Consider the following 19,594-nt stretch of genomic DNA (forward strand, 5'->3'; position numbering starts at 1 on the left):
GGGCTACCAAAGTAAACACTAAGCCCAACACTACAGAGTTAGCCTCAAACTGCTGAGCTTTGATTCTAATCAACTATATCTTTTTTAATTTAGGGGGAAATAAAACCACTAACGTAATTATTTTATATATTCCAAATCCCAGAATAAGTTAAGACATTAAAAAGTAAGAGTTAACAATGACTTTCTCTGGTAAATTGGGGGGCTGCAAGGGACACAAACTCCCTTGCAGCATAAGAAAAAATCAGTGCCGACGTGGACGACGGTGGCCTCCAGAGCCACCGCGACGCCCATCGCGATCGCCGTGACTGCGCTGAACTTTCACTTTGGGTGGCTCAACCAAAAGCTCTTCGGGCGGAACTTCACACTTGAGCTTGCCACCGAGCAACTGCTCAATAGGCTCCAGGCGCATCGCATCATCTTCACAGGCAAAACTGATAGAGGTGCCCGTTTTACCCGCTCGGCCAGTTCGGCCAATGCGGTGAACGTAATCCTCCGGCTCTTCAGGCAAGGTGAAATTCACCACATGGCTGATACCATCAATATGGATGCCACGCCCGGCGACATCGGTAGCCACCAGTACCTTGGTTTTGCCAGACTTAAAGTCATCGAGGGTGCGAACCCGCTTGTTTTGCGCCACTTCACCGGAGAGCAGGCCCGCAGAAATACCGTGGGCCAGAAGCTGCTCGTGCAAGCGGCGGCATTGGTCACGACGGTTGGCAAACACAATCAGGCTGTCCACCTCTTCCCGCTGCACAATGTTGTAAAGCAGGGTGTACTTTTCTTCGCTTGCGGACAGGTAGACATGCTGCTCCACGGAATCTGTAGCAACCCTCTCCGGCTCAATCTCCACAACCACCGGATCATCTGTCCACTGCTCCACCAGATCATCAACTTCAGGAGTGAATGTGGCGGAGAAGAACATGGTTTGACGATGGGTTTTACGCGGCGTCTGGCGAACAATGCGACGCACCTGGGGAATAAAGCCCATGTCCAACATGCGGTCCGCCTCATCAATCACCAGGACTTCCACCTGATCCAGGAAGCAGTCCCGATTACTGACGAAGTCCAACAGGCGACCCGGTGTCGCCACCAGGATATCCACCAACCGCTCATTCAGGTTTCTCTGCTGCTTGTCGTAATCCATACCACCCACCAGAGTGTGGATTTCCAGGTCGGTATGCTTACACAGAGCCTTGGCGTCATCGGCAATCTGCATCACTAACTCGCGGGTCGGAGCGATAATCAGAGAGCGGGCCTCGCCTGCATAGCGCTCCCCCTCAAACGGATGCTTGAGCAAGTCATCAATCACTGTAATCAGGAAGGCGGCTGTTTTACCAGTACCGGTCTGTGCCTTGCCCACCAAATCATGGCCATTGAGGGTGTGGGGCAGAGAGCGCCCCTGAATCGGCGAGCAGTACTGGAAGCCCAGGTCGTGAATTGCGTGCATCAACTCGTTGGGCAGGCCCAGGTCGTGGAAGCGGACCTTGCCCTCCTGTTCTGGAACCTGGAATTCATCCAGGGACCAGGGCGCTGCGGGTGCCGCTGGCTTTCTGCTACGCTGGCGCCCTTTTTGAGCGTTTCTGCTACCGCCCCGGCGCGACTTCCCCTCCGCCTGTGCGGATTTTGTACGCCCCTTGGCAGCCTTATCAGACGGCTTTTGCCCTTCTTTTCGGCGTCCGGAGCTGTCTTCTCCCCGGCGGGAGCCCTTATCCTCTTTGGAGGAGGAACGGCGGAACAACTTTCCTATCAAGTGAAATACTCGCTCAAATGTTCAAATAATCGGCGAGTATACCATCTCTAGGTGGCACTCGGCCCGCTATAGTGACGGCACAGCCAGTAATCCACACTGAAAAACCGCCCTGCCCCACTACAAAATAGCGCTAGCAGCATAATGAAGTAGGTAGCAGCGAACTCAATACCATTTTTCAGGATGGTCACCCCTCCAGTTTCCACCAACCACTCATAGTTGCCGTGCTCCTTGAGCAAGCCGACAATCTTCTCTTTACGCACCGAGGCTTCGTCAATAAGGTCCTTGCGCCATTCCCAGGGCACACTCAGTGTTTTATCCGGTAACGCTGACCAACCGTTCTCCCAGTGGGCCGTAAATGCTGCCACTGCCATCACAAACATCAGGGGAATCGCTACCAACCGAGTCGCTACGCCCAGCAAGATGGCGATACCACCAAAGAATTCCACCAAGGCAGCTATCCACGCCATCAACATCGGCGCTGGAAGCCCCAAGCCCCAATCGGGATTGCCAAACCAGGCAGCGACATCTTCGATGTTATTCATCTTATTCATACCGGCCAGGATAAAAATTGGCGCCAAATAAATCCGTAGTAATAATGGCCCCAGCCAGTCTATTTTGCGTACATAATGTACAAAGCAGTTGTACCAACCGCTCAGGCTATTCATAGCTCCACTCATTTAGCTCACTCTCTTATCAGTGTCTTTGTTCACTTTAGTCGAGTGATATCGCCAACTCTTACACAGCCCGATCTCAGCGCCCCACAAAGCACATCTATGCTTGCAGAACCCAAGTAACTTGAGAGCAACCTGGTGGGGAAAACTTACGTACTGGTCCACGGGCTATTTCATGGAGGCTGGTGCTGGAGCAGGGTCGCCAACCTCCTGCAGCGTAATGGGCATCGAGTATTCACCCCCACCCACAGTGGTCTGGGGGAGCGTAAACACCTACTCTCACCCTCCGTTGGCCTGGATACTTTTATCCAAGACCTGATCAATACAATCCTTTGGGAGGAGTTGCAGCAAGTCACCCTTGTGGGCCACAGCTTTGGGGGAATGGCCGCAACCGGTGCCGCCGACGCTCTACCCGAGCGGGTACACCGATTAATCTACCTGGATGGCGCTGTTCCTGAGCCGGGGCGTCCATTTAGTAGACAGCTCCCCAGCGGTATAGAGGAGCAGCGACTAAAACAAGCGCAGAATATTGACGGCACTCTGTGCATTATGCCGCCGCCACCAGAAGACCTGGGGATAACCCACCCCGATGATATTCGCTGGCTAAACCGCCGTATGACCCCACATCCCATCAAAACACTACTGGACCCGATCCATTTGCAACGCCCCCCAGAACAGGGCCCTCCATGCACTTTTATTCACTGTACCCAACCCGAGTACCCGCCAGCCATCTACAGTAGCCGCAAAGCAAAGCGGATAAGCGGGTGGGTTTATCGGGAGGCAGCAATAAACCACGACTGCATCATTAATAAGGCAGAAATTGTGGCCAAACTACTTGAGGAAAGTCCGTAATCAGCACTGGGCGCAGGCGCCGTTTGTACCGTAGAATGTCGAACCTTTTTGCAGTACTACCCCGCCTTCTCCCGGCAGACTGAAAGCCTCTCAGATCTTTGGCCCGCCGCCCGTTTTCAGCTGTATTTGCGAAGGCCAGGGCCTGTTAACAACCCCCCGCAGGATTAATTTTTTGTCAAAATTAGCCCAGACCCCAGAACCCTCTATCGAGACCAGTAACAAGAGCTCAGGTTTTTCTTTGTTCAAGCTTTACCGAAATGCCACTAAAACCGAACTGTCGCACCTAACCACCTTGGGAGGCCCTCTGGTGGTCAGTAACCTGGCTGTGGTGAGCATGGGAGTTGTCGATACTCTGGTAGCAGGACGCGCTGGAGAAGTAAGTCTCGCTGGGCTCGCCTTGGGAGCCAGTATTTGGGCTGTTTGCGCAGTGACACTAATCGGCCTGCTCGCTGCTATCTCCCCGGTTGTTGCACACTTGCGCGGTGGTCGCGATGAAGCCGGCTGCGCCAGGCAATTACACCAGGCGCTGTGGATCGCACTGATCGGTGGCATTCTGGTGTTTTCCGCCCTGCTTGCGGTTCCTATCTGGAGTCACTGGATAGACACGGAAGAGCCGGTTCGCAAAGTGATGGAGGGCTATGTACTGGCCCTGACTGTCGGCACCCTGCCTTTTGCACTTGGCACGGCGTTGCGCGGTTACTGTGAGGGTATGGGGCAAGTGCGCCCGGTAATGCGTATCTATATCACTGCCGCTATTTTAAATATTCCCCTGGACATTCTTTTGGTATTTGGTGCCGGCCCCATACCGGCGATGGGAGGAGCGGGATGTGGGTGGGCTACCGCAGCGGTCAGCTGCCTGATCGCACTGGCACTCTTCTGGCACGCGAACACTGATCCGGTCTACCACAAGCTAAAACTTAGGCTGTTACCGCCTCGCCCCCACTGGCCAACCCTGCGCCACTTGCTCGCAGTTGGCCTGCCAATTTGTGTGGGTGCGGCCAGTGAAGTTACTTTTTTTGCCAGTCTTACCATTTTGCTTGCCCCCTATGGCGCAGCCATTGTCGCCGCCCATCAGATCAGCATGAATGTGGGCTCGATTTTTTACTTGGTCGCACTCGCACTGGCCCAGGCCCTGAGTATCCGCACCGCCCAACTACTCGGTCAGGGACGGCCAAAGCGCGCGCGCTTCTGTGGCAAAGTGGGCATCAGTAGCGGCCTAATCTACGCACTGGGCACCGGTGTACTTTTGATTACCCTGCGTACCCTGTTTGTTCAGGCCTATACCAGCAATGAAGAAATTATTGCGGTGGCCGCCAACCTGCTATTGCTGTGTGCTGCATTCCAGCTGGTGGATGTCACCCAGGCAATGACCTGGGGCGCACTGCGCGGATATAAGGACACCAGTGCTCCCATGTTTATACAGCTATTTTCCTATTGGCTGGTGGGGCTTTCTACCGCCTACTGGCTGGGAGAGAGCTTCTGGGGGGTATACGGTTATTGGACCGGTGTCTGTATCGGCCTGGGAACGGCTTCAATCCTGCTGGGAATTCGCTTTTGGCGAACCAGCCGCAAAGCCATCGAGCGAACCTACGGATACGCGTAATTCGGCGCGTATCACATTCCTCGGGAACGTATTGACTATACTGGCGCTCCAAAGTCCCAATCTGTGCCGGACACAAGGCTCTCCGGCACACCCAGATATACGAAGTTGACCGGAGTGCCGAATGATCCCGCGCCAATCCTCCCGAAGGACCCGACACCTGCTAAGCCTGGCTTTACTGCTTTCATCCACCCAGGCCCTGAGCGCCGATGACAGCACTGGAGAAGAGACAGAAGCGGTCCCCCAGGCTGCCAATATGCAGCTGGACCAACCGGTGATCACAGAGCTGGGGCCACCCACCAACGTTGCCCCTACTGAGGAGCAATCCCAGTCGACAGATGCTGGTTCTGAAGAAATCTCCCTGCCCCAAGCGGAAAATCTGGAGCTGGACCAACCTATTCAGGAACTGGATAAACCGGCAGCTCCCACCGAGACTGCTCCCACTGCCGATAAAGAAACCGAAACAGTTAAACCTCAACCCGAATTACCGGAGCCCGGCACCATCTCCCTGGTTCCGGGAGAGACTGCCAAGCCTCTGCGATTATTAGGCTCAGAGGTTCCCCCTGCGACTTCTACGCGCCTGGCCTGGTCTCCCAGCCAACACTTCGAAGGGGTCTATAGCCCCACCGCTGTATTGGTGGTTAACGGCGCCAAGCCAGGGCCGGTTCTCTGCCTTACTGCGGCGGTGCACGGTGATGAGTTGAACGGTGTGGAAACTGTGCGGCGGGTTATGTACGACCTGGATGCAGACCATTTAAGCGGTGCGGTAATTGGCGTACCCATCGTCAATCTGCAAGGCTTCCATCGAGGCTCCCGCTACCTGACTGATCGACGCGACCTGAACCGGCACTTCCCCGGCGATCCCAATGGCTCTTCGGCTTCGCGAATTGCCAATTCATTTTTCCACGAAGTGATCAGCCACTGTAACGCCGTGGTGGACTTGCATACGGGTTCTTTTTATCGCACCAACTTGCCACAGTTGCGCGGCGACTTAACCAATCCCAAGGTAGTGAAAATGACCCAGGGTTTTGGCTCCACTGTGGTACTGCACAGCGCCGGAGCCAAGGGTACCCTGCGCCGCGCCGCTGTGGAGGCTGGTATCCCCACCGTCACTCTGGAAGCCGGAGCACCCATGGTGCTGGATGAGCTATCGGTAAGTCACAGTGTGAAAGGTATACGCACTCTGCTCAACCAGCTGGGTATGGTGAGTAAATTCCGCCTCTGGGGCGATCCCGAACCGGTTTACTACACCTCCACCTGGCAGCGGACATCGACCGGCGGGGTTATCTTTAGTGAGGTACAGCTCGGTGAGTTTGTGCGTAAAGGCGATTTACTGGGAACAGTAACCAACCCTATTACCAATGTGCGCACAGAAATTCGCTCTGAGCACAACGGCCGTATTCTCGGCATGGCATTAAACCAGGTCGTGCAACCGGGATTTGCCGCCTACCATATCGGTATCCAGGCTCCCCAGGAACAAATCAGCCAGCCCCAGGAAGTAGTAGCGGAAGAATCGGTCGCTGACAAATCAGAGAGCAAAGTACCAGCCACCCCAGAAAACCGCCAGCCGCCGACAGAAGGTGAGGAGTAAATCCTCACCTATTAATCACTGACTTTATCGATCACCGTCACTTCGGGCATTGCCAAAGGTTCCGGTTGAAGGGTGATATGGTCGATATCGAAGCGCTTGACCAGGGTTTCCCGCAGGCGCTCCAGTACGCTGGGCCAAGCCTGTAAGTCATCCACCACAATATGGGCCGATAGGGAAATAGTGCTGGAATCCAAGCGCCAAATATGGAGATCGTGCACTGAGCGTACCCCGGTTACCGCCGCCAGTGTCTCACCCACAACCGGAAGGCTCAATTCCCTGGGTACCCGCTCCATCAATACATCGATCGCATCCCTGAGCAGTCGCACGCAGGAAACCAGGATTAACAGGCAAATAAGCAGTGACAGCAGGGGGTCGATGGGTACCCAACCGGTAAAATAAATCACAGCTCCGGAAGCCAGTGCCGCGACAGAGCCCAGCATATCGCCCATCACATGCAAAAGCGCACCGCGAATATTGAGCGTGCGCTCGCCTTTTAATAAAACCCAGGCCGCCAGAATATTAATCAGCAACCCCATGGCCGCAATCAACATCACCGTACTGCCGTGCACCGGCTGGGGATTACGCAACCTATCAATGGCCATAAAAGAAATACCGACCACGATCAGTAGCATAATCAGGCCGTTGGTTACCGCAGCTAAGACCTCCGCTCGCCCCCAGCCAAACGACAATTCCCGATCGGCGGGTTTTTTCGCCAGTACTGCGGCAATAGCCCCCAGCGCCAGGGCAAAAGTATCAGTAAGCATATGGGCGGCATCGCCAAGCAATGCCAGTGAGCCAGATAGCCAACCACCTATGGCTTCAACTATGGAAAAACTGAGAGTGAGAACCAGTGCAATAATTAATGGGCGCAAAGCCCCATTGCCGGTTCGGTGGTGGACATGATCATGCATAGGCTCCCTCCTCAAATCCCTGTGGCAGCTCCGCAGGTATCACTATTTTTGCCCTAAGGTAATTCGCTCCCAACCGGAATAATCCCTGCGACTTGAAACTTTATTCAATCCCGCCGCAGAAAAAATATCCCGCACGCTCTCGGCTTGCTGCCAACCGTGCTCCACCATTAGCCAGCCACCGTTTTCCAGGTAATCACTAGCGGTTGTGGCGATATGTTCAATATCTGCCAAACCCTGTCGCTCTGCCACCAACGCAGTGCGGGGCTCAAAGCGCACATCGCCCTGCACCAAGTGCGGGTCAGATGCATCGATATAGGGAGGGTTGCTGACGATCAGGGAAAACGGCTGTGGCTCCAAACTGGAAAACCAATCGCTCTGGATAACTTGCACATTTTGCAACTTGAGGGAGCGCCGGTTTTCCTCTGCCAGTGCTACAGCAGCCGGTGATTTCTCCGCTGCAATAATTTCCCATCCCGGTCGCTCCGATGCCAGAGCCAGTGCGATAGCACCAGTGCCAGTGCCCAGGTCCAATGCTCTCAACCTACCCTGGGGGAAAAACTCCAGCGCGGTCTCCACCAACAATTCAGTGTCCGGGCGGGGGATCAAGGTGGAGGAATCCACCTTTAGCGGCAGGGACCAAAATTCGCGCTCACCGATAAGGTGTGCCACCGGCTCTCCCGCTTGCCGGCGCTGGAGCAACTGCTCATAGCGCATTTGCTCAGCTTCATTTAATTCATATTCCGGCCAGGTATAGAGCCAGGTGCGCTCGCGCCCCAACACACTGCCGAGCAGAAGCTCTGCATCCAGGCGCGCACTGTCGCTATCGGTTAATTGGGCACAGCGTGCGATATTTTCCTTGACGCTGGTCATGGAGAAAAACCTATAAAAACGCCGCTCGAGGCGGCGTAAAAAATCTGGATTTATTGGGCCAGGGCCGCCAACTGGTCGGCCTGGTACTCCGTGCGCAATGGCCCGATCACCTCCCCCAGAGACCCCTGCATAATCTCATCGAGTTTATAGAGAGTGAGGCCGATACGGTGATCGGTAACCCGGCCCTGGGGATAGTTGTAGGTACGGATTCGCTCAGAGCGATCACCACTGCCCACCAGGCTGCGGCGGGCATCGGAAATTTCCTGGGCCGCCGCCGTTTCCTGCGCAGTATTGAGCTTCGCTTGCAACAGTGCCATCGCCTTGGCTTTGTTCTTGTGCTGGGAGCGCTCATCCTGACATTCCACCACAATCCCCGTGGGAATATGGGTTAAGCGCACAGCGGAATCGGTTTTGTTAACGTGCTGACCACCGGCACCGGATGCACGGTAGGTATCCACACGCAAATCCGCTTTATTAATTTCAATCGCATCGCGCTCATCCGGCTCCGGCATCACCGCGACCGTACAAGCCGAAGTGTGAATACGACCCTGGGATTCTGTTTCAGGAACCCTCTGTACCCGGTGCGCACCGGACTCAAATTTTAATTTTGCGTAGACATCTTCACCGGCGACACGGGTGATAATTTCCTTATAGCCGCCGTGCTCACCGAGATTTTCGCTGACAATTTCTATTCGCCATCCCTGCTTCTCCGCATAGCGAGAGTACATGCGGAACAGATCGCCGGAGAAAATAGCCGCTTCATCACCACCGGTTCCTGCGCGAATTTCCAGGAAAACATTTTTTCTGTCGTTGGGGTCGCGCGGCAACAGCAAAGTCTGTAGCTCTCGCTCCAGCGGCTCCACTTGACCTTCAGCCTCGCGTAGCTCTTCCTGAGCCATTTCGCGCATTTCCGGGTCATCTTCCCCCAGCATCTCCCGAGCCGCGACCATATCTTCCTGCAACTGTTTGTAAGCGCCGTAGCATTTCACCACTTCTTCCAGCTCAGAATACTCGCGGGAAAGATCGCGGAATTGACCCTGATCAGCAATTACGTCGGCGTCGCCCAACAGCGCAGATACTTCCTCGTGGCGCTCAAGCAGGGTTTCCAGTTTATTCAGTAACGATTCTTTCATTGATGCTTTTTCTCTAAATCGATATCGGTGAGATCATCCAACCCAACGACCTCGCGAGCGATACGCAAACGCTCAATATCACCCTCCGCCGTGGCTTTTTTCAGACTGACGGTGGGTGCATGAATTAATTTATTAGTGAGAGAGCGAGCGAGCTGCTCCATCAGTCGACGAGGGTCCTCGCCTTTTTCCAGCTGCAAAAGTACCCGTTCAAGTTCGGAAGTGCTCACTTCCTGGGCTCGCTGCCGGTAGCTGCGAATACTATCCACAGCCTCCAAAGAGCGGCTCTCTTTGGTAAATTCAGCCGCTGCAGCATTTACTATTTCCTGAGCGGCCTCCGCCGCTTTCTCTCGGGAGCGCTTGCCCTCATCAATAACCCCGCGCAGATCGTCCACTGTATACAGATAAACATCATCCAGCTCGCCAACTTCCGATTCGATATCACGGGGTACCGCAATATCCACCATAAACATGGGGCTGTGCCGACGCTTGCGCAGCGCCGATTCGACCGCTCCCTTACCCAGGATCGGCAGCTGGCTCGCGGTGGAACTGATAACGATATCCGCGCGCGCCAGATGCTCGGGGATATCCGCAAGCAGGATTGCCTCGGCACCAAAGCTCTCTGCGAGCAACTGGGCCCGGCTCAATGTGCGGTTGGCAACAATGACCTGCTTGATTCCCTGATCGAGCAAATGTCGGGCAACCAGCTCCACGGTCTCTCCCGCACCGATCAACAGGGCAGTCTGCTTTTTCAGGTCGGTGAAGATACGCGAAGCCAGAGAAACAGCGGCGTAGGCAACAGAAACCGGGTTTTCACCGATTGCAGTTTCGGTGCGAACCTTCTTGGCGACGGTAAACACCCGCTGGAAAACCCGGTGCAGTTCACTGCCCACACTGCCGGATTCCCGCGCCACCGCATAGGCGGACTTAATCTGGCCCAGGATCTGCGGCTCACCCAACACCAGGGAATCGAGACCACAGGCAACGCGCATCATATGGCGTACCGCTTCTTCATCGCTGTACACATAGGCACAGCCCTTGAGCTGCTCCAGGGGCACCTGGTGGTATTCAGATAGCCATTGCAACAGGGCTTCTGACTCCACATTTCCGTATATTTCGGTGCGATTGCAGGTAGACAGGATGGCCAGCTCGCGGCACCCCAGTGCTTTTCGCGCATCTCCCAGTGCGCCGGGCATCACCTCGGGGGCAAAGGCCACCCGCTCGCGCACTTCGACCGACGCGCTATCGTGGTTGATACCCAGGGTAAGAATTGGCATAGACTTCCGTTAGCATTAAATCTTAAAAGGCGGAAACCGCACTGGGAGCGCATTTTCATAGGCAGCCGTCTCCCTTGCAAGCGTAAGAGGCAGTAAAATTGCCCGCCGATTTGGCAAGAGCCCCTGCCCACTACCGCTCCAAACCCGATTCACGACTAGAATTATATGGCGATAATCGTTTAAAACACGCCAGTAATACCCAGCTTTCAGCGACAACGTAACGTATGGACACGATCTATGCTCCCACCTCGCGCACATCAGCTTCCAGCCCGAATTTCCAGCCACTTGCTCAAGCTTGCCGCTTTCCTTGTAGCATCCGTAATGCTTGTTTCTTGCACCCAGCACCAGACGCCGGCGGCTCCCTCTGCAGAGATCGCGAGCACAGCACTGGAGCCGAGCAACCTTAAGGGTAAGGAAACCACTGAGTCAGGTGGGCCGGAAGCTAAAACTTTCCCTATTGATACCTTTTACACCCTTCTGGTGGCCGAAGTCGCCGGTATCCGCGAACAGTACGATGTCGCACTGGCCAATTACTACCACCAGGCGGAGGTCACCAAAGATCCCGGGGTTGCCGCCCGCGCTACACGCATTGCCCGCTTTTTAAATGCCCGCCAGGCCGCCTTGGATTCAGCCCGGCTATGGGTAGAGCTTGAGCCACAAAATGCCGATGCGCAGTTGGCCCTCACAGCCGAGCTGACTCTTTCCGGCGACTTACACACAGCTCTGATTCACGCCAGTAAAACCCTGGAACTCGGCGGCAACCCGCCCATGCAATCTCTCGCAGCAACCGCTATTGGGCACGAGCAACTCACAGATCAAGCCAAGCGGGAGTTTGCCCGGCTGGCAAAAGTCTATCCCCTCGATGACGAGGTCGTGCTCGCCTATGCCATGGTACTGCGCACCGAAAGGGAATTCGCCCGCGCTTTATCCCTGGTGCGCCGCGTTCAGGAGCACCATCCAGATCAACTGGATGCACCACTGCTAGAAAGTCACCTGTTGGTTGATCAGGGCAAGCGCAAGGAAGCCATTTCCCTTCTCGAACGACTCGTCGGCATCCATCCCTCCGAGAGCCGCCTGCGCCTTCAGTACGCCCGCCTGTTGATTCGGGAGGACCTGGCCCTGGCTCGCAAGCAGTTTGCCGAACTGGTTAAGCAGCGCCCTGAAGACGGCAACCTGATTTTGTCGTTGGCCCTAATTCAGTACGAGACCGAGCAAACTGACGAGGCCAAAGTCCTCTTTACCCAACTACTTGAATTACAGCAGCACGAATCCGCTGCTTATTTTTACCTGGGCAGCATTGCAGAAAAATCTGGAGATTTTTCCCATGCAATTAAATATTTCCGCGAAGTGGGGCCCGGTAGTGATTACGTAGAAGCCATTACTCGCGGTACGGAATTACTGGCGAGCCTCGGACAGTACAGCATTAACCGGGAGTGGTTTGCTGAACTGAGAAAAAAACACCCCACTCAGGAAGAACATTTTTATCTGATGGAGGTCGAATTACTTCGCAAAAGTGGTGAAGCCAGTATGGCTTTGCAGCGAATAGACGAGGCACTACAAACCAACAGCACCAGCGGTCGCTTGATGTACACCCGCGCGCTGCTGCATGACCAACTCGGCAACGCACAACAATTCGAAAAGGACTTGAGAAACCTGCTGGAAAGAAATCCCGATAACGCCACAGTTCTCAACGCGCTCGGCTATAAACTGATTGAAGATAAATCCCGGCACACAGAAGCCTACCAATTGATCAGCCGCGCTTTGGAACTCGAGCCTGAGGACCCGGCAATAATCGACAGCATGGGGTGGATAGAGTACCGTCTCGGCAATCACGAAGCTGCGGAAAAGTATCTGCGGCAGGCGATGGAAAAGTTGCCCGACCACGAAATTGCCGCACACCTCGGTGAAGTACTCTGGGTTCAGGGAAACAGAGAAGCCGCCATGAAAATGTGGAGAAAAGGTCTTCTGCTGAATCCCCACAGCAAAATTATTCCGGCTGCCATGAAGCGCCTACAAATCGAAGAGTCACTGGAACAACATGCATCAGATAGCTGACAAGACAACCGCGCGAAGATTCTATCTGTTATTTCTGGCATGTCTGGCAATAATGATTTCCGCCTGTGCCGGACAAAAAACCAAACAGGAACCGGAGCCAGGCTCTCCCACTGAAAATCAAAATCCAGTACCGCAAACAGTAGCTGAATTTACCCAGTGGAATCTCAAGGGCAAGCTGGGTGTTCGCTCCCCCAAAGAAAACGGCAGCGCTAACCTGGCCTGGCTTCAGGGCGGCGCGGAGAATTTTCGCCTGCATCTCAGCGGTCCGCTCGGAGCGGGCACTACCGTCATCACCGGCTCAGCCGGTGGAGTCAGTTTGGTGCGCGGTAGCGAGCCGCCAATTTATGCGCGCAACCCGGCACAGCTAACCCAGGAAGCACTGGGCTGGCCCCTGCCCGCCCGGGAGATGTTCTACTGGGTGCGCGGTCTTCCCGCGCCCGGCGCCAAAAGTGGTGAGCAGCGCAACGCCCAGGGCCAGCTGCAAAGCCTGCAACAATCCGGCTGGGCCTTGAGTTTCAGTGAGTATCGCAGCGAAGGCTCCTTTATGCTGCCAACCCGGATCAAAGCACAAACCAACAGTCCCACTGGCCCGGTATCCGTCACCCTGGTGATTAAAGACTGGGGGTTGTAGAGAGTTTCACATAACTCTGCCAATGCCCAAATCGCAGCATGCAGGTATTATGGCGATCCTGTAATTGATTGACTCCTTTTTGCCTCATGCTGCTAACCCTGCCCGCTCCAGCAAAACTCAACCTGATTCTGCGCATTCTCGGCCGTCGCCCGGATGGCTACCACGAGTTACAAACCCTGTTCCAACTGCTCGATTTCGGCGACTTATTGGAATTCAGTGAGCGCAGCGATGGCATTGTCAGTGTCGATGCCGGCCAGCTGGATGTAGCTGAAGAAGACAACCTGGTTTATCGCGCAGCTCAATTGCTGCGCAAACAAGCTGAGCCGGACCGACAAAATTCTCTCGGCGCCTCTATTCGGTTGATAAAGAAGTTGCCTCACGGCGGCGGCATCGGTGGAGGCAGTAGCGATGCCGCCACCACTTTGCTCGGGCTCAACCACTTATGGCAGTGCAATTTATCGATCGATAAACTGGCAGAGCTGGGACGACAATTAGGCGCCGATGTTCCAGTTTTTGTGCGCGGGCGCACCGCTTGGGCGGAAGGGGTTGGTGAAAAATTAACCCCAATAACCACCGAGCAACGCCACTACCTGGTTGTCTCAACTGGTTGCGAAGTGAGCACTGCAAAAATTTTTCGCGATTCACGTTTGACAAGAGATTCAGTCGCAATTACATTAGCGGCCCTTCGCGAGGAGCAGGCCAACGAGATGCGACTCGGCAGCGAAAAACTGGAAACATTTTCCGGCAATGACTGCCAGCCATTAGTTGAAAAGCTCTACCCTGAAATACGCGATGCCAGAGAATGGCTCGAGCAATTTGCTCCAGCACAACTCACCGGCACCGGGGGCTGCATTTTTGCAGCATTCCCTACGGCAGAGGCAGCCATTGAGGCACACGCCAAACTGCCTGAAGCGTGGCAGGGTTTTACAGCAGCGGGTGTATTGGTTTCACCAACACATCAAGCGCTAGCGAAAATCTCCTCAGATTTTTGAGGAAACATTACTGGGGCGTAGCCAAGCGGTAAGGCAGCGGGTTTTGATCCCGTCATGCGAAGGTTCGAATCCTTCCGCCCCAGCCACTTTCTTTATATGCAATGGCACAGTCAAAAACCGGTTCCGACATGATTCAGTCTACGCTGATCCAGCCGGCCCAGGCCATTCGCACAGGGCTTTACAGAGCCACCCCCCAATTTTTAAAGAATCCTGAAGGCAGGCTTGAGTGCAAGCGCCCGATGGTTGTGCGAGCACGCACCCAGAGCAACCCGTTGAGCAAGGAAAAAAACTGTGGCCAAAACCCTGTTTTTATCCGCGCAACAGTGCGCCGCTCAACACAAAAGTGTTGCAGCAAAAACCCTGACTGCTAGCAAATATGCAGGCATCTACACTTCAATTCACTTCAAGACAGAATTAAAGGAACTCGCAGTGGCTGACTTAATGGTCTTTACCGGCAACGCAAACCCGGAACTGGCACAGAAGGTTGTCGACCATATGGCGATCCCCCTGGGTGAAGCCACGGTCAAGCGCTTCTCCGACGGCGAGATTGCAGTAGAAATTACCGATAACGTACGCGGCCGCGACGTTTTCGTGGTGCAATCCACCTGCCAACCCACCAACCGCAACCTGATGGAATTGATCCTGCTGGTAGACGCCCTGCGCCGCGCCTCCGCCGGCCGCGTTACCGCTGTAGTCCCCTACTTTGGCTACGCCCGCCAGGATCGCCGCGTAAGATCCCAGCGCGTGCCGATTTCCGCAAAAGTGGTTGCCGATATGATGGTAAGCGTAGGTATCGACCGCGTATTAACCGTCGACCTGCACGCGGAACAGATCCAGGGCTTCTTCGACGTTCCTGTGGATAACGTTTACGGCTCCTCTGTCCTGCTCGACGATATCGAGCGCCAAAAGTACCAGAACCTAGTGGTGGTATCCCCGGATATCGGCGGCGTTGTGCGCGCCCGCGCCGTGGCCAAGAGCCTCGACTGCGAACTGGCTATCATCGACAAGCGCCGTCCGGCCGCCAATGTTGCCGAAGTCATGAACATTATCGGTGAAGTCAGCGGCCGCACCTGCCTGCTGGTAGACGATATGGTCGACACCGCCGGCACCCTGTGTAACGCCGCCAACGCCCTGAAAGAGCACGGCGCCGAGAAAGTTGTCGCCTACTGTACCCACCCGGTACTGTCCGGCAACGCCATCACCAACCTGAACAACTCCGTTCTGGATGAGCTGGTGGTTACCGACTCCATCCCCCTGGGTGACAAAATGGAGAAGGCACCAAAAATTCGCCAGCTGACCCTGTCTGCAATGCTGGCCGAGTCCATGCGCCGTATCAGCAATGAGGAATCCCTGTCCGCAATGTTCCGCTAGGAGCTTGCCGGTCAAGGTATCCCAGCGCCCCGTATACCGGGGCACTTTGCCTTTAGCGCTGATTCCCGTAGAATACGCGCCCGCCCGGCACTGCCGGGCAATTACTTTTGGGCCCAGTGCCCATTTAACATCCATGCCAGAGCGGTCCGGTCGCAGGTCACTCTGGACAGACAACCCGAGGTTTATCCCATGTCTGATATTAAATTGAACGCCATTGCCCGCAGCGATGAAGGGAAAGGTGCGAGCCGCCGCCTGCGTCGCCTGGAAGGCCGTGTACCCGGCATCATCTACGGCGGTGAAGCAGAGCCTGCTTCTATCTCCGTGCTGCACAAAGACCTGACCAAAGCTCTGGAAAACGAAGCTTTCTTCTCCTCCATGCTGACTGTTGACGTAGACGGCAAAGAAGAGAAAGTTATCCTGCGCGACCTGCAGCGTCACCCGGCTAAAGCCCTGTTGCTACACATCGACTTCCAGCGTGTATCTGCCAACACCAAAGTACACGTTAAAGTACCTCTGCACTTCCTGAACGAAGAGAGCAGCAAAGGTGTTAAGGCTGGCGGTATCGTTTCCCACACCCTGACCGAGCTGGAAGTTAACGCTCCTGCCGGCAAGCTGCCTGAGTTCATCGAAGTGGACCTAGCCGACCTGGAAATGGACGGCGTACTGCACATCTCCGACCTGAAACTGCCGGATGGTGTTGAGTCTGTGGCACTGAGCCACGGTGCAGACCACGACCTGGTTGTAGCTTCTATCCACAAGCCTCGCGGCGCTGTAGAAGCTGAAGCCGAAGCTGGCGAAGGCGAAGAGTAATCGCCTTGGCTGCGGCACCGGATACTCCGATCCAGTTGATTGTCGGCCTGGGAAACCCCGGACCGGAATACGATCGGACGCGACACAACGCCGGTGCCGACTTTGTTGTCGAGCTGGCCCGCCAACAAGGCACCCAGCTCAGCCTCGACAGCAAGTACCACGGCCTCACTGGCCGTGTGCGAGTCGGCAGCCAGGATATCCGGCTGCTGATTCCCACCACCTATATGAATCGCAGCGGCCAATCTGTCGGCCCACTGGCGAACTTCTTCAAGATTCCCCCGGAAGCCATTCTGGTCGCTCACGATGAGCTGGACCTAGCCCCCGGTACCGCGCGCCTGAAAGCCGGCGGCGGTCACGGCGGACACAACGGCCTGCGGGATATCATTGCCGCACTGGGCAACAACCGAAACTTTATGCGCCTGCGACTCGGCATTGGCCACCCCGGCAGCTCGAGCGAAGTGGCCCGGTTTGTACTCCAGCGAGCCCCCAGGGCGGAACAGGAAACACTGGCTGATGCGATCGATCGCTCGATCGACGTTCTGCCCACCGCCGCTTCCGGCGACTGGGGCGCAGCCATGAAAACGCTGCACACCAACAAATAGATCCCACCCGCCGGCTTGCCTTTTGCCGCGGAAATCTCGATAGTGTGCTGCGCTAAATTGCCGGTATTTTCCCGGCTGGCCCGGACCCTGTGGTGGCCGAGACATCCCGCCCATCCAAAATCCCGCCAGCGCAATCACTACCGGACCTCAAACGCAATTAGCAGAGCGCGCTGTATGCGCCTCGGGCAAACGGAAAAATATCACCATGGGTTTTACTTGCGGTATTGTCGGCCTACCTAATGTGGGCAAATCCACCCTATTCAACGCATTGACCAAAGCGGGTATCGATGCGGAAAACTTCCCCTTCTGCACCATCGAACCCAATGCCGGTGTCGTGCCGGTACCAGATCCCCGCATCGACAAGCTGGCTGAGATCGTCAAACCGGAAAAGGTCATTCCCACCACCATGGAATTTACCGATATCGCCGGTCTGGTTGCGGGCGCCTCCAAAGGTGAAGGTCTGGGTAACAAGTTCCTCGCCAATATCCGCGAGACCGACGCTATCGCCCACGTTGTGCGCTGCTTCGAAGACGATAACGTTATCCACGTCGCCAACCAGGTACACCCGGTAGCGGATATCGAGGTGATCAACACCGAGCTGGCCCTGGCCGACCTGGACACTGTGGAAAAGGCCCTACAGCGCTTTACCCGCGCCGCCAAGGGGCAGGACAAGCACGCGATCAAGATGAAAGCGTTGCTGGAAAAAATCCAGCCACACCTGGATGAAGCCAAGCCGCTGCGCTCTTTCGAGCTTTCAGAAGACGAACTGGCGGACCTGCGCGAACTGAGCCTGCTCACTATCAAGCCCACCATGTATATCGCCAACGTGGACGAAGATGGTTTCGAGAACAATCCGCACCTGGATGCTGTAGCTGCCATCGCTGCTGAAGAGAACGCGGTACTGGTACCTATCTGCAACAAGCTCGAAGCGGAAATTGCCGAGCTGGACGACGAAGAGAAGCAGGAGTTCCTGGAAGAACTGGGTATGGAAGAGCCGGGGCTGAATCGCGTGATCCGCGCCGGCTACCAACTGCTGGGCCTGCACACCTACTTCACCGCTGGCGTGAAGGAAGTTCGTGCCTGGACCATCCCACTGGGCGCCACCGCTCCCAACGCCGCCGGTAAAATCCACACCGATTTTGAAAAGGGTTTTATTCGCGCAGAAGTGATCAGCTACAGCGATTACATTGACAACAACGGTGAGGCCGGTGCTAAAGACGCGGGTAAATGGCGCCTGGAAGGCAAGGACTACATTGTCGCCGACGGCGACGTAATCCACTTCCGTTTTAACGTCTAACCACCTCTCCTTTTTTACCTCCCCTCCCCGGGGAGGCACGCCCACCCGTGTAAATTCCATGGCTCAATCAAACTGGAAAGTCGGCCTGCCCCTGGCACTGATTACCGTATTTATGTGGGCAACCCTGCCCATTGCCCTCAAAGGGCTTCTCGAATACATCAGTCCCGGTACCGCCACCTGGTATCGCTTTGCCGGTGCAGCACTGTTAGCAGGCGTCTACTACGGACAGGCGCGTAAACTACAGCTCAAGCCACTATTCAGTCGCGGCTTGCTGCTTTTCACCTTCCTCGCCGTTGCCGGCCTCCTGGTGAACTACCTCGCCTACGCCAGTGGACTCAATTACATCACCCCTGGTGCCGCCCAGGTTGTGATCCAGCTGGCTCCCCTGCTTCTACTGATATCCAGTGTGCTTTGGCTGGGAGAGCGCTTCTCGCCGCGTCAGTGGAGCGGCGTGGTACTGGTAGTAGTTGGGCTGCTGCTATTTTTTAACCAGCGCCTGGAAGAGCTGACCAGTGGCGCCGGCGGCGAATACCTGCTGGGGCTCGGCTATATCCTGATCGCCGCTGTCACCTGGGCGATTTACGGCTTTTTCCAGAAAAAAATATTGAGCCGCGCAACACCCCAGGATCTACTGGTAGTAATTTATATCGCAGGGACCCTGCTCTTCCTGCCCATGGCGGAGCCAATGAAGGTTTCCCACCTGGGCTGGCTCGAGTGGGTGCTATTGGCATTTCTCACCGCCAATACGCTGATCGCCTATGGGGCTTTTAGCAAGGCACTAGCGCACTGGGAGGCATCCAGTGTCAGCGCAACCCTGTCATTAGTGCCAGTCATCACCCTATTGTTCAGTACGCTGATCAGCTCTATCTGGCCCGACTATATTGCAGTTGAGCCGCTCAACTGGATCAGCTGGGCCGGCGCCGGCGCCGTAGTATTCGGTTCCGCCCTCGCCGCAATCAGTTCCAGGCGCGGTTCTGAGCAGTCCCGGGCATCAGATGAAAAAAATCGCTAACTATCTGAAAAGAATACAAAAAAAGTGTTGACACCCCCGGCCCATCGTTTAATAATGCGCGCCCTCGGGACAGCCGAGACAACAAAAGAAATGGCAAGGTAGCTCAGCCGGTTAGAGCGCAGCACTCATAATGCTGAGGTCGGGAGTTCGAGTCTCCCCCTTGCTACCATTT

At 55.4% G+C, this 19,594-nt stretch carries 17 protein-coding genes and 2 tRNA genes; 13 read left to right on the forward strand and 6 right to left on the reverse strand.

Annotated elements, in window-relative coordinates; translation table 11 throughout:
• Nucleotides 1-241: 241 nt before the first annotated feature.
• Complete coding sequence (rhlB, locus tag ACJJI8_RS01055) at nucleotides 242-1,750, reverse strand: ATP-dependent RNA helicase RhlB (RefSeq protein ID WP_444933983.1); 1,509 nt, start codon at nucleotides 1,748-1,750, stop codon at nucleotides 242-244.
• Nucleotides 1,751-1,797: 47 nt separating this feature from the next.
• A complete protein-coding gene (locus ACJJI8_RS01060; protein ID WP_444933984.1) occupies nucleotides 1,798-2,415 on the reverse strand; it encodes an HvfX family Cu-binding RiPP maturation protein in 618 nt (205 codons plus the stop codon).
• A gap of 144 nt (nucleotides 2,416-2,559) precedes the next feature.
• Between ACJJI8_RS01060 and ACJJI8_RS01065 the strand changes: the two genes are divergently transcribed.
• The 3 genes from ACJJI8_RS01065 (at nucleotide 2,560) to ACJJI8_RS01075 (ending at nucleotide 6,464) form a co-directional block, all read left to right on the forward strand.
• Nucleotides 2,560-3,273, forward strand: coding sequence for an alpha/beta fold hydrolase (locus ACJJI8_RS01065; protein ID WP_444933985.1), 714 nt, complete (start codon nucleotides 2,560-2,562; stop codon nucleotides 3,271-3,273).
• A gap of 172 nt (nucleotides 3,274-3,445) precedes the next feature.
• A complete protein-coding gene (locus ACJJI8_RS01070) occupies nucleotides 3,446-4,876 on the forward strand; it encodes an MATE family efflux transporter (RefSeq protein WP_444933986.1) in 1,431 nt (476 codons plus the stop codon).
• 121 nt (nucleotides 4,877-4,997) lie between these two features.
• Nucleotides 4,998-6,464, forward strand: a complete 1,467-nt coding sequence (locus ACJJI8_RS01075) for a succinylglutamate desuccinylase/aspartoacylase family protein (protein ID WP_444933987.1) — start codon at nucleotides 4,998-5,000, stop codon at nucleotides 6,462-6,464.
• Between the two features lie 11 nt (nucleotides 6,465-6,475).
• Here ACJJI8_RS01075 and ACJJI8_RS01080 read toward each other — a convergent pair whose 3' ends face one another.
• Genes ACJJI8_RS01080 through hemA form a run of 4 tightly spaced genes read right to left on the reverse strand, consistent with a single transcriptional unit; the run spans nucleotide 6,476 to nucleotide 10,652 of the window.
• Nucleotides 6,476-7,375: a cation diffusion facilitator family transporter gene (locus tag ACJJI8_RS01080; RefSeq protein ID WP_444892994.1), complete on the reverse strand. Its 900-nt coding sequence runs from the start codon at nucleotides 7,373-7,375 to the stop codon at nucleotides 6,476-6,478.
• Between the two features lie 42 nt (nucleotides 7,376-7,417).
• On the reverse strand, nucleotides 7,418-8,245 hold the full coding sequence (prmC, locus tag ACJJI8_RS01085) for a peptide chain release factor N(5)-glutamine methyltransferase (protein ID WP_444915715.1): 828 nt from the start codon (nucleotides 8,243-8,245) through the stop codon (nucleotides 7,418-7,420).
• A 50-nt stretch (nucleotides 8,246-8,295) separates the two neighbouring features.
• The gene (prfA, locus tag ACJJI8_RS01090; RefSeq protein WP_444933988.1) at nucleotides 8,296-9,378 is read right to left on the reverse strand and encodes a peptide chain release factor 1; all 1,083 of its coding nucleotides are present in this window, start codon (nucleotides 9,376-9,378) and stop codon (nucleotides 8,296-8,298) included.
• On the reverse strand, nucleotides 9,375-10,652 hold the full coding sequence (gene hemA, locus ACJJI8_RS01095; RefSeq protein ID WP_282933939.1) for a glutamyl-tRNA reductase: 1,278 nt from the start codon (nucleotides 10,650-10,652) through the stop codon (nucleotides 9,375-9,377). Before hemA ends, prfA begins: the two co-directional genes overlap by 4 nt.
• 237 nt (nucleotides 10,653-10,889) lie before the next feature.
• Between hemA and ACJJI8_RS01100 the strand changes: the two genes are divergently transcribed.
• The 10 genes from ACJJI8_RS01100 (at nucleotide 10,890) to ACJJI8_RS01145 (ending at nucleotide 19,591) form a co-directional block, all read left to right on the forward strand.
• A complete protein-coding gene (locus ACJJI8_RS01100) occupies nucleotides 10,890-12,707 on the forward strand; it encodes a tetratricopeptide repeat protein (protein WP_444933989.1) in 1,818 nt (605 codons plus the stop codon).
• Complete coding sequence (gene lolB, locus ACJJI8_RS01105) at nucleotides 12,691-13,338, forward strand: lipoprotein insertase outer membrane protein LolB (protein ID WP_444933990.1); 648 nt, start codon at nucleotides 12,691-12,693, stop codon at nucleotides 13,336-13,338. Before ACJJI8_RS01100 ends, lolB begins: the two co-directional genes overlap by 17 nt.
• 86 nt (nucleotides 13,339-13,424) lie before the next feature.
• Entirely contained in the window at nucleotides 13,425-14,330 is a 906-nt protein-coding gene (ispE, locus tag ACJJI8_RS01110) for a 4-(cytidine 5'-diphospho)-2-C-methyl-D-erythritol kinase (protein ID WP_444933991.1), read from the forward strand.
• 11 nt (nucleotides 14,331-14,341) lie between these two features.
• A tRNA-Gln gene (locus tag ACJJI8_RS01115) sits at nucleotides 14,342-14,416 on the forward strand.
• Nucleotides 14,417-14,771: 355 nt separating this feature from the next.
• Nucleotides 14,772-15,701, forward strand: a complete 930-nt coding sequence (locus tag ACJJI8_RS01120; protein ID WP_282934570.1) for a ribose-phosphate pyrophosphokinase — start codon at nucleotides 14,772-14,774, stop codon at nucleotides 15,699-15,701.
• Between the two features lie 189 nt (nucleotides 15,702-15,890).
• Nucleotides 15,891-16,511, forward strand: a complete 621-nt coding sequence (locus tag ACJJI8_RS01125) for a 50S ribosomal protein L25/general stress protein Ctc (RefSeq protein WP_444933992.1) — start codon at nucleotides 15,891-15,893, stop codon at nucleotides 16,509-16,511.
• A 5-nt stretch (nucleotides 16,512-16,516) separates the two neighbouring features.
• On the forward strand, nucleotides 16,517-17,113 hold the full coding sequence (gene pth / locus ACJJI8_RS01130) for an aminoacyl-tRNA hydrolase (protein ID WP_444933993.1): 597 nt from the start codon (nucleotides 16,517-16,519) through the stop codon (nucleotides 17,111-17,113).
• Between the two features lie 205 nt (nucleotides 17,114-17,318).
• Nucleotides 17,319-18,410: a redox-regulated ATPase YchF gene (gene ychF, locus ACJJI8_RS01135; RefSeq protein WP_413663075.1), complete on the forward strand. Its 1,092-nt coding sequence runs from the start codon at nucleotides 17,319-17,321 to the stop codon at nucleotides 18,408-18,410.
• Between the two features lie 58 nt (nucleotides 18,411-18,468).
• The gene (locus ACJJI8_RS01140) at nucleotides 18,469-19,422 is read left to right on the forward strand and encodes a DMT family transporter (RefSeq protein ID WP_444933994.1); all 954 of its coding nucleotides are present in this window, start codon (nucleotides 18,469-18,471) and stop codon (nucleotides 19,420-19,422) included.
• 92 nt (nucleotides 19,423-19,514) lie between these two features.
• Nucleotides 19,515-19,591: transfer RNA gene (locus tag ACJJI8_RS01145), tRNA-Met, on the forward strand.
• Nucleotides 19,592-19,594 lie beyond the last annotated feature (3 nt).

The sequence above is a fragment of the Microbulbifer maximicatervae (SeqCode) genome, assembly GCF_052467695.1.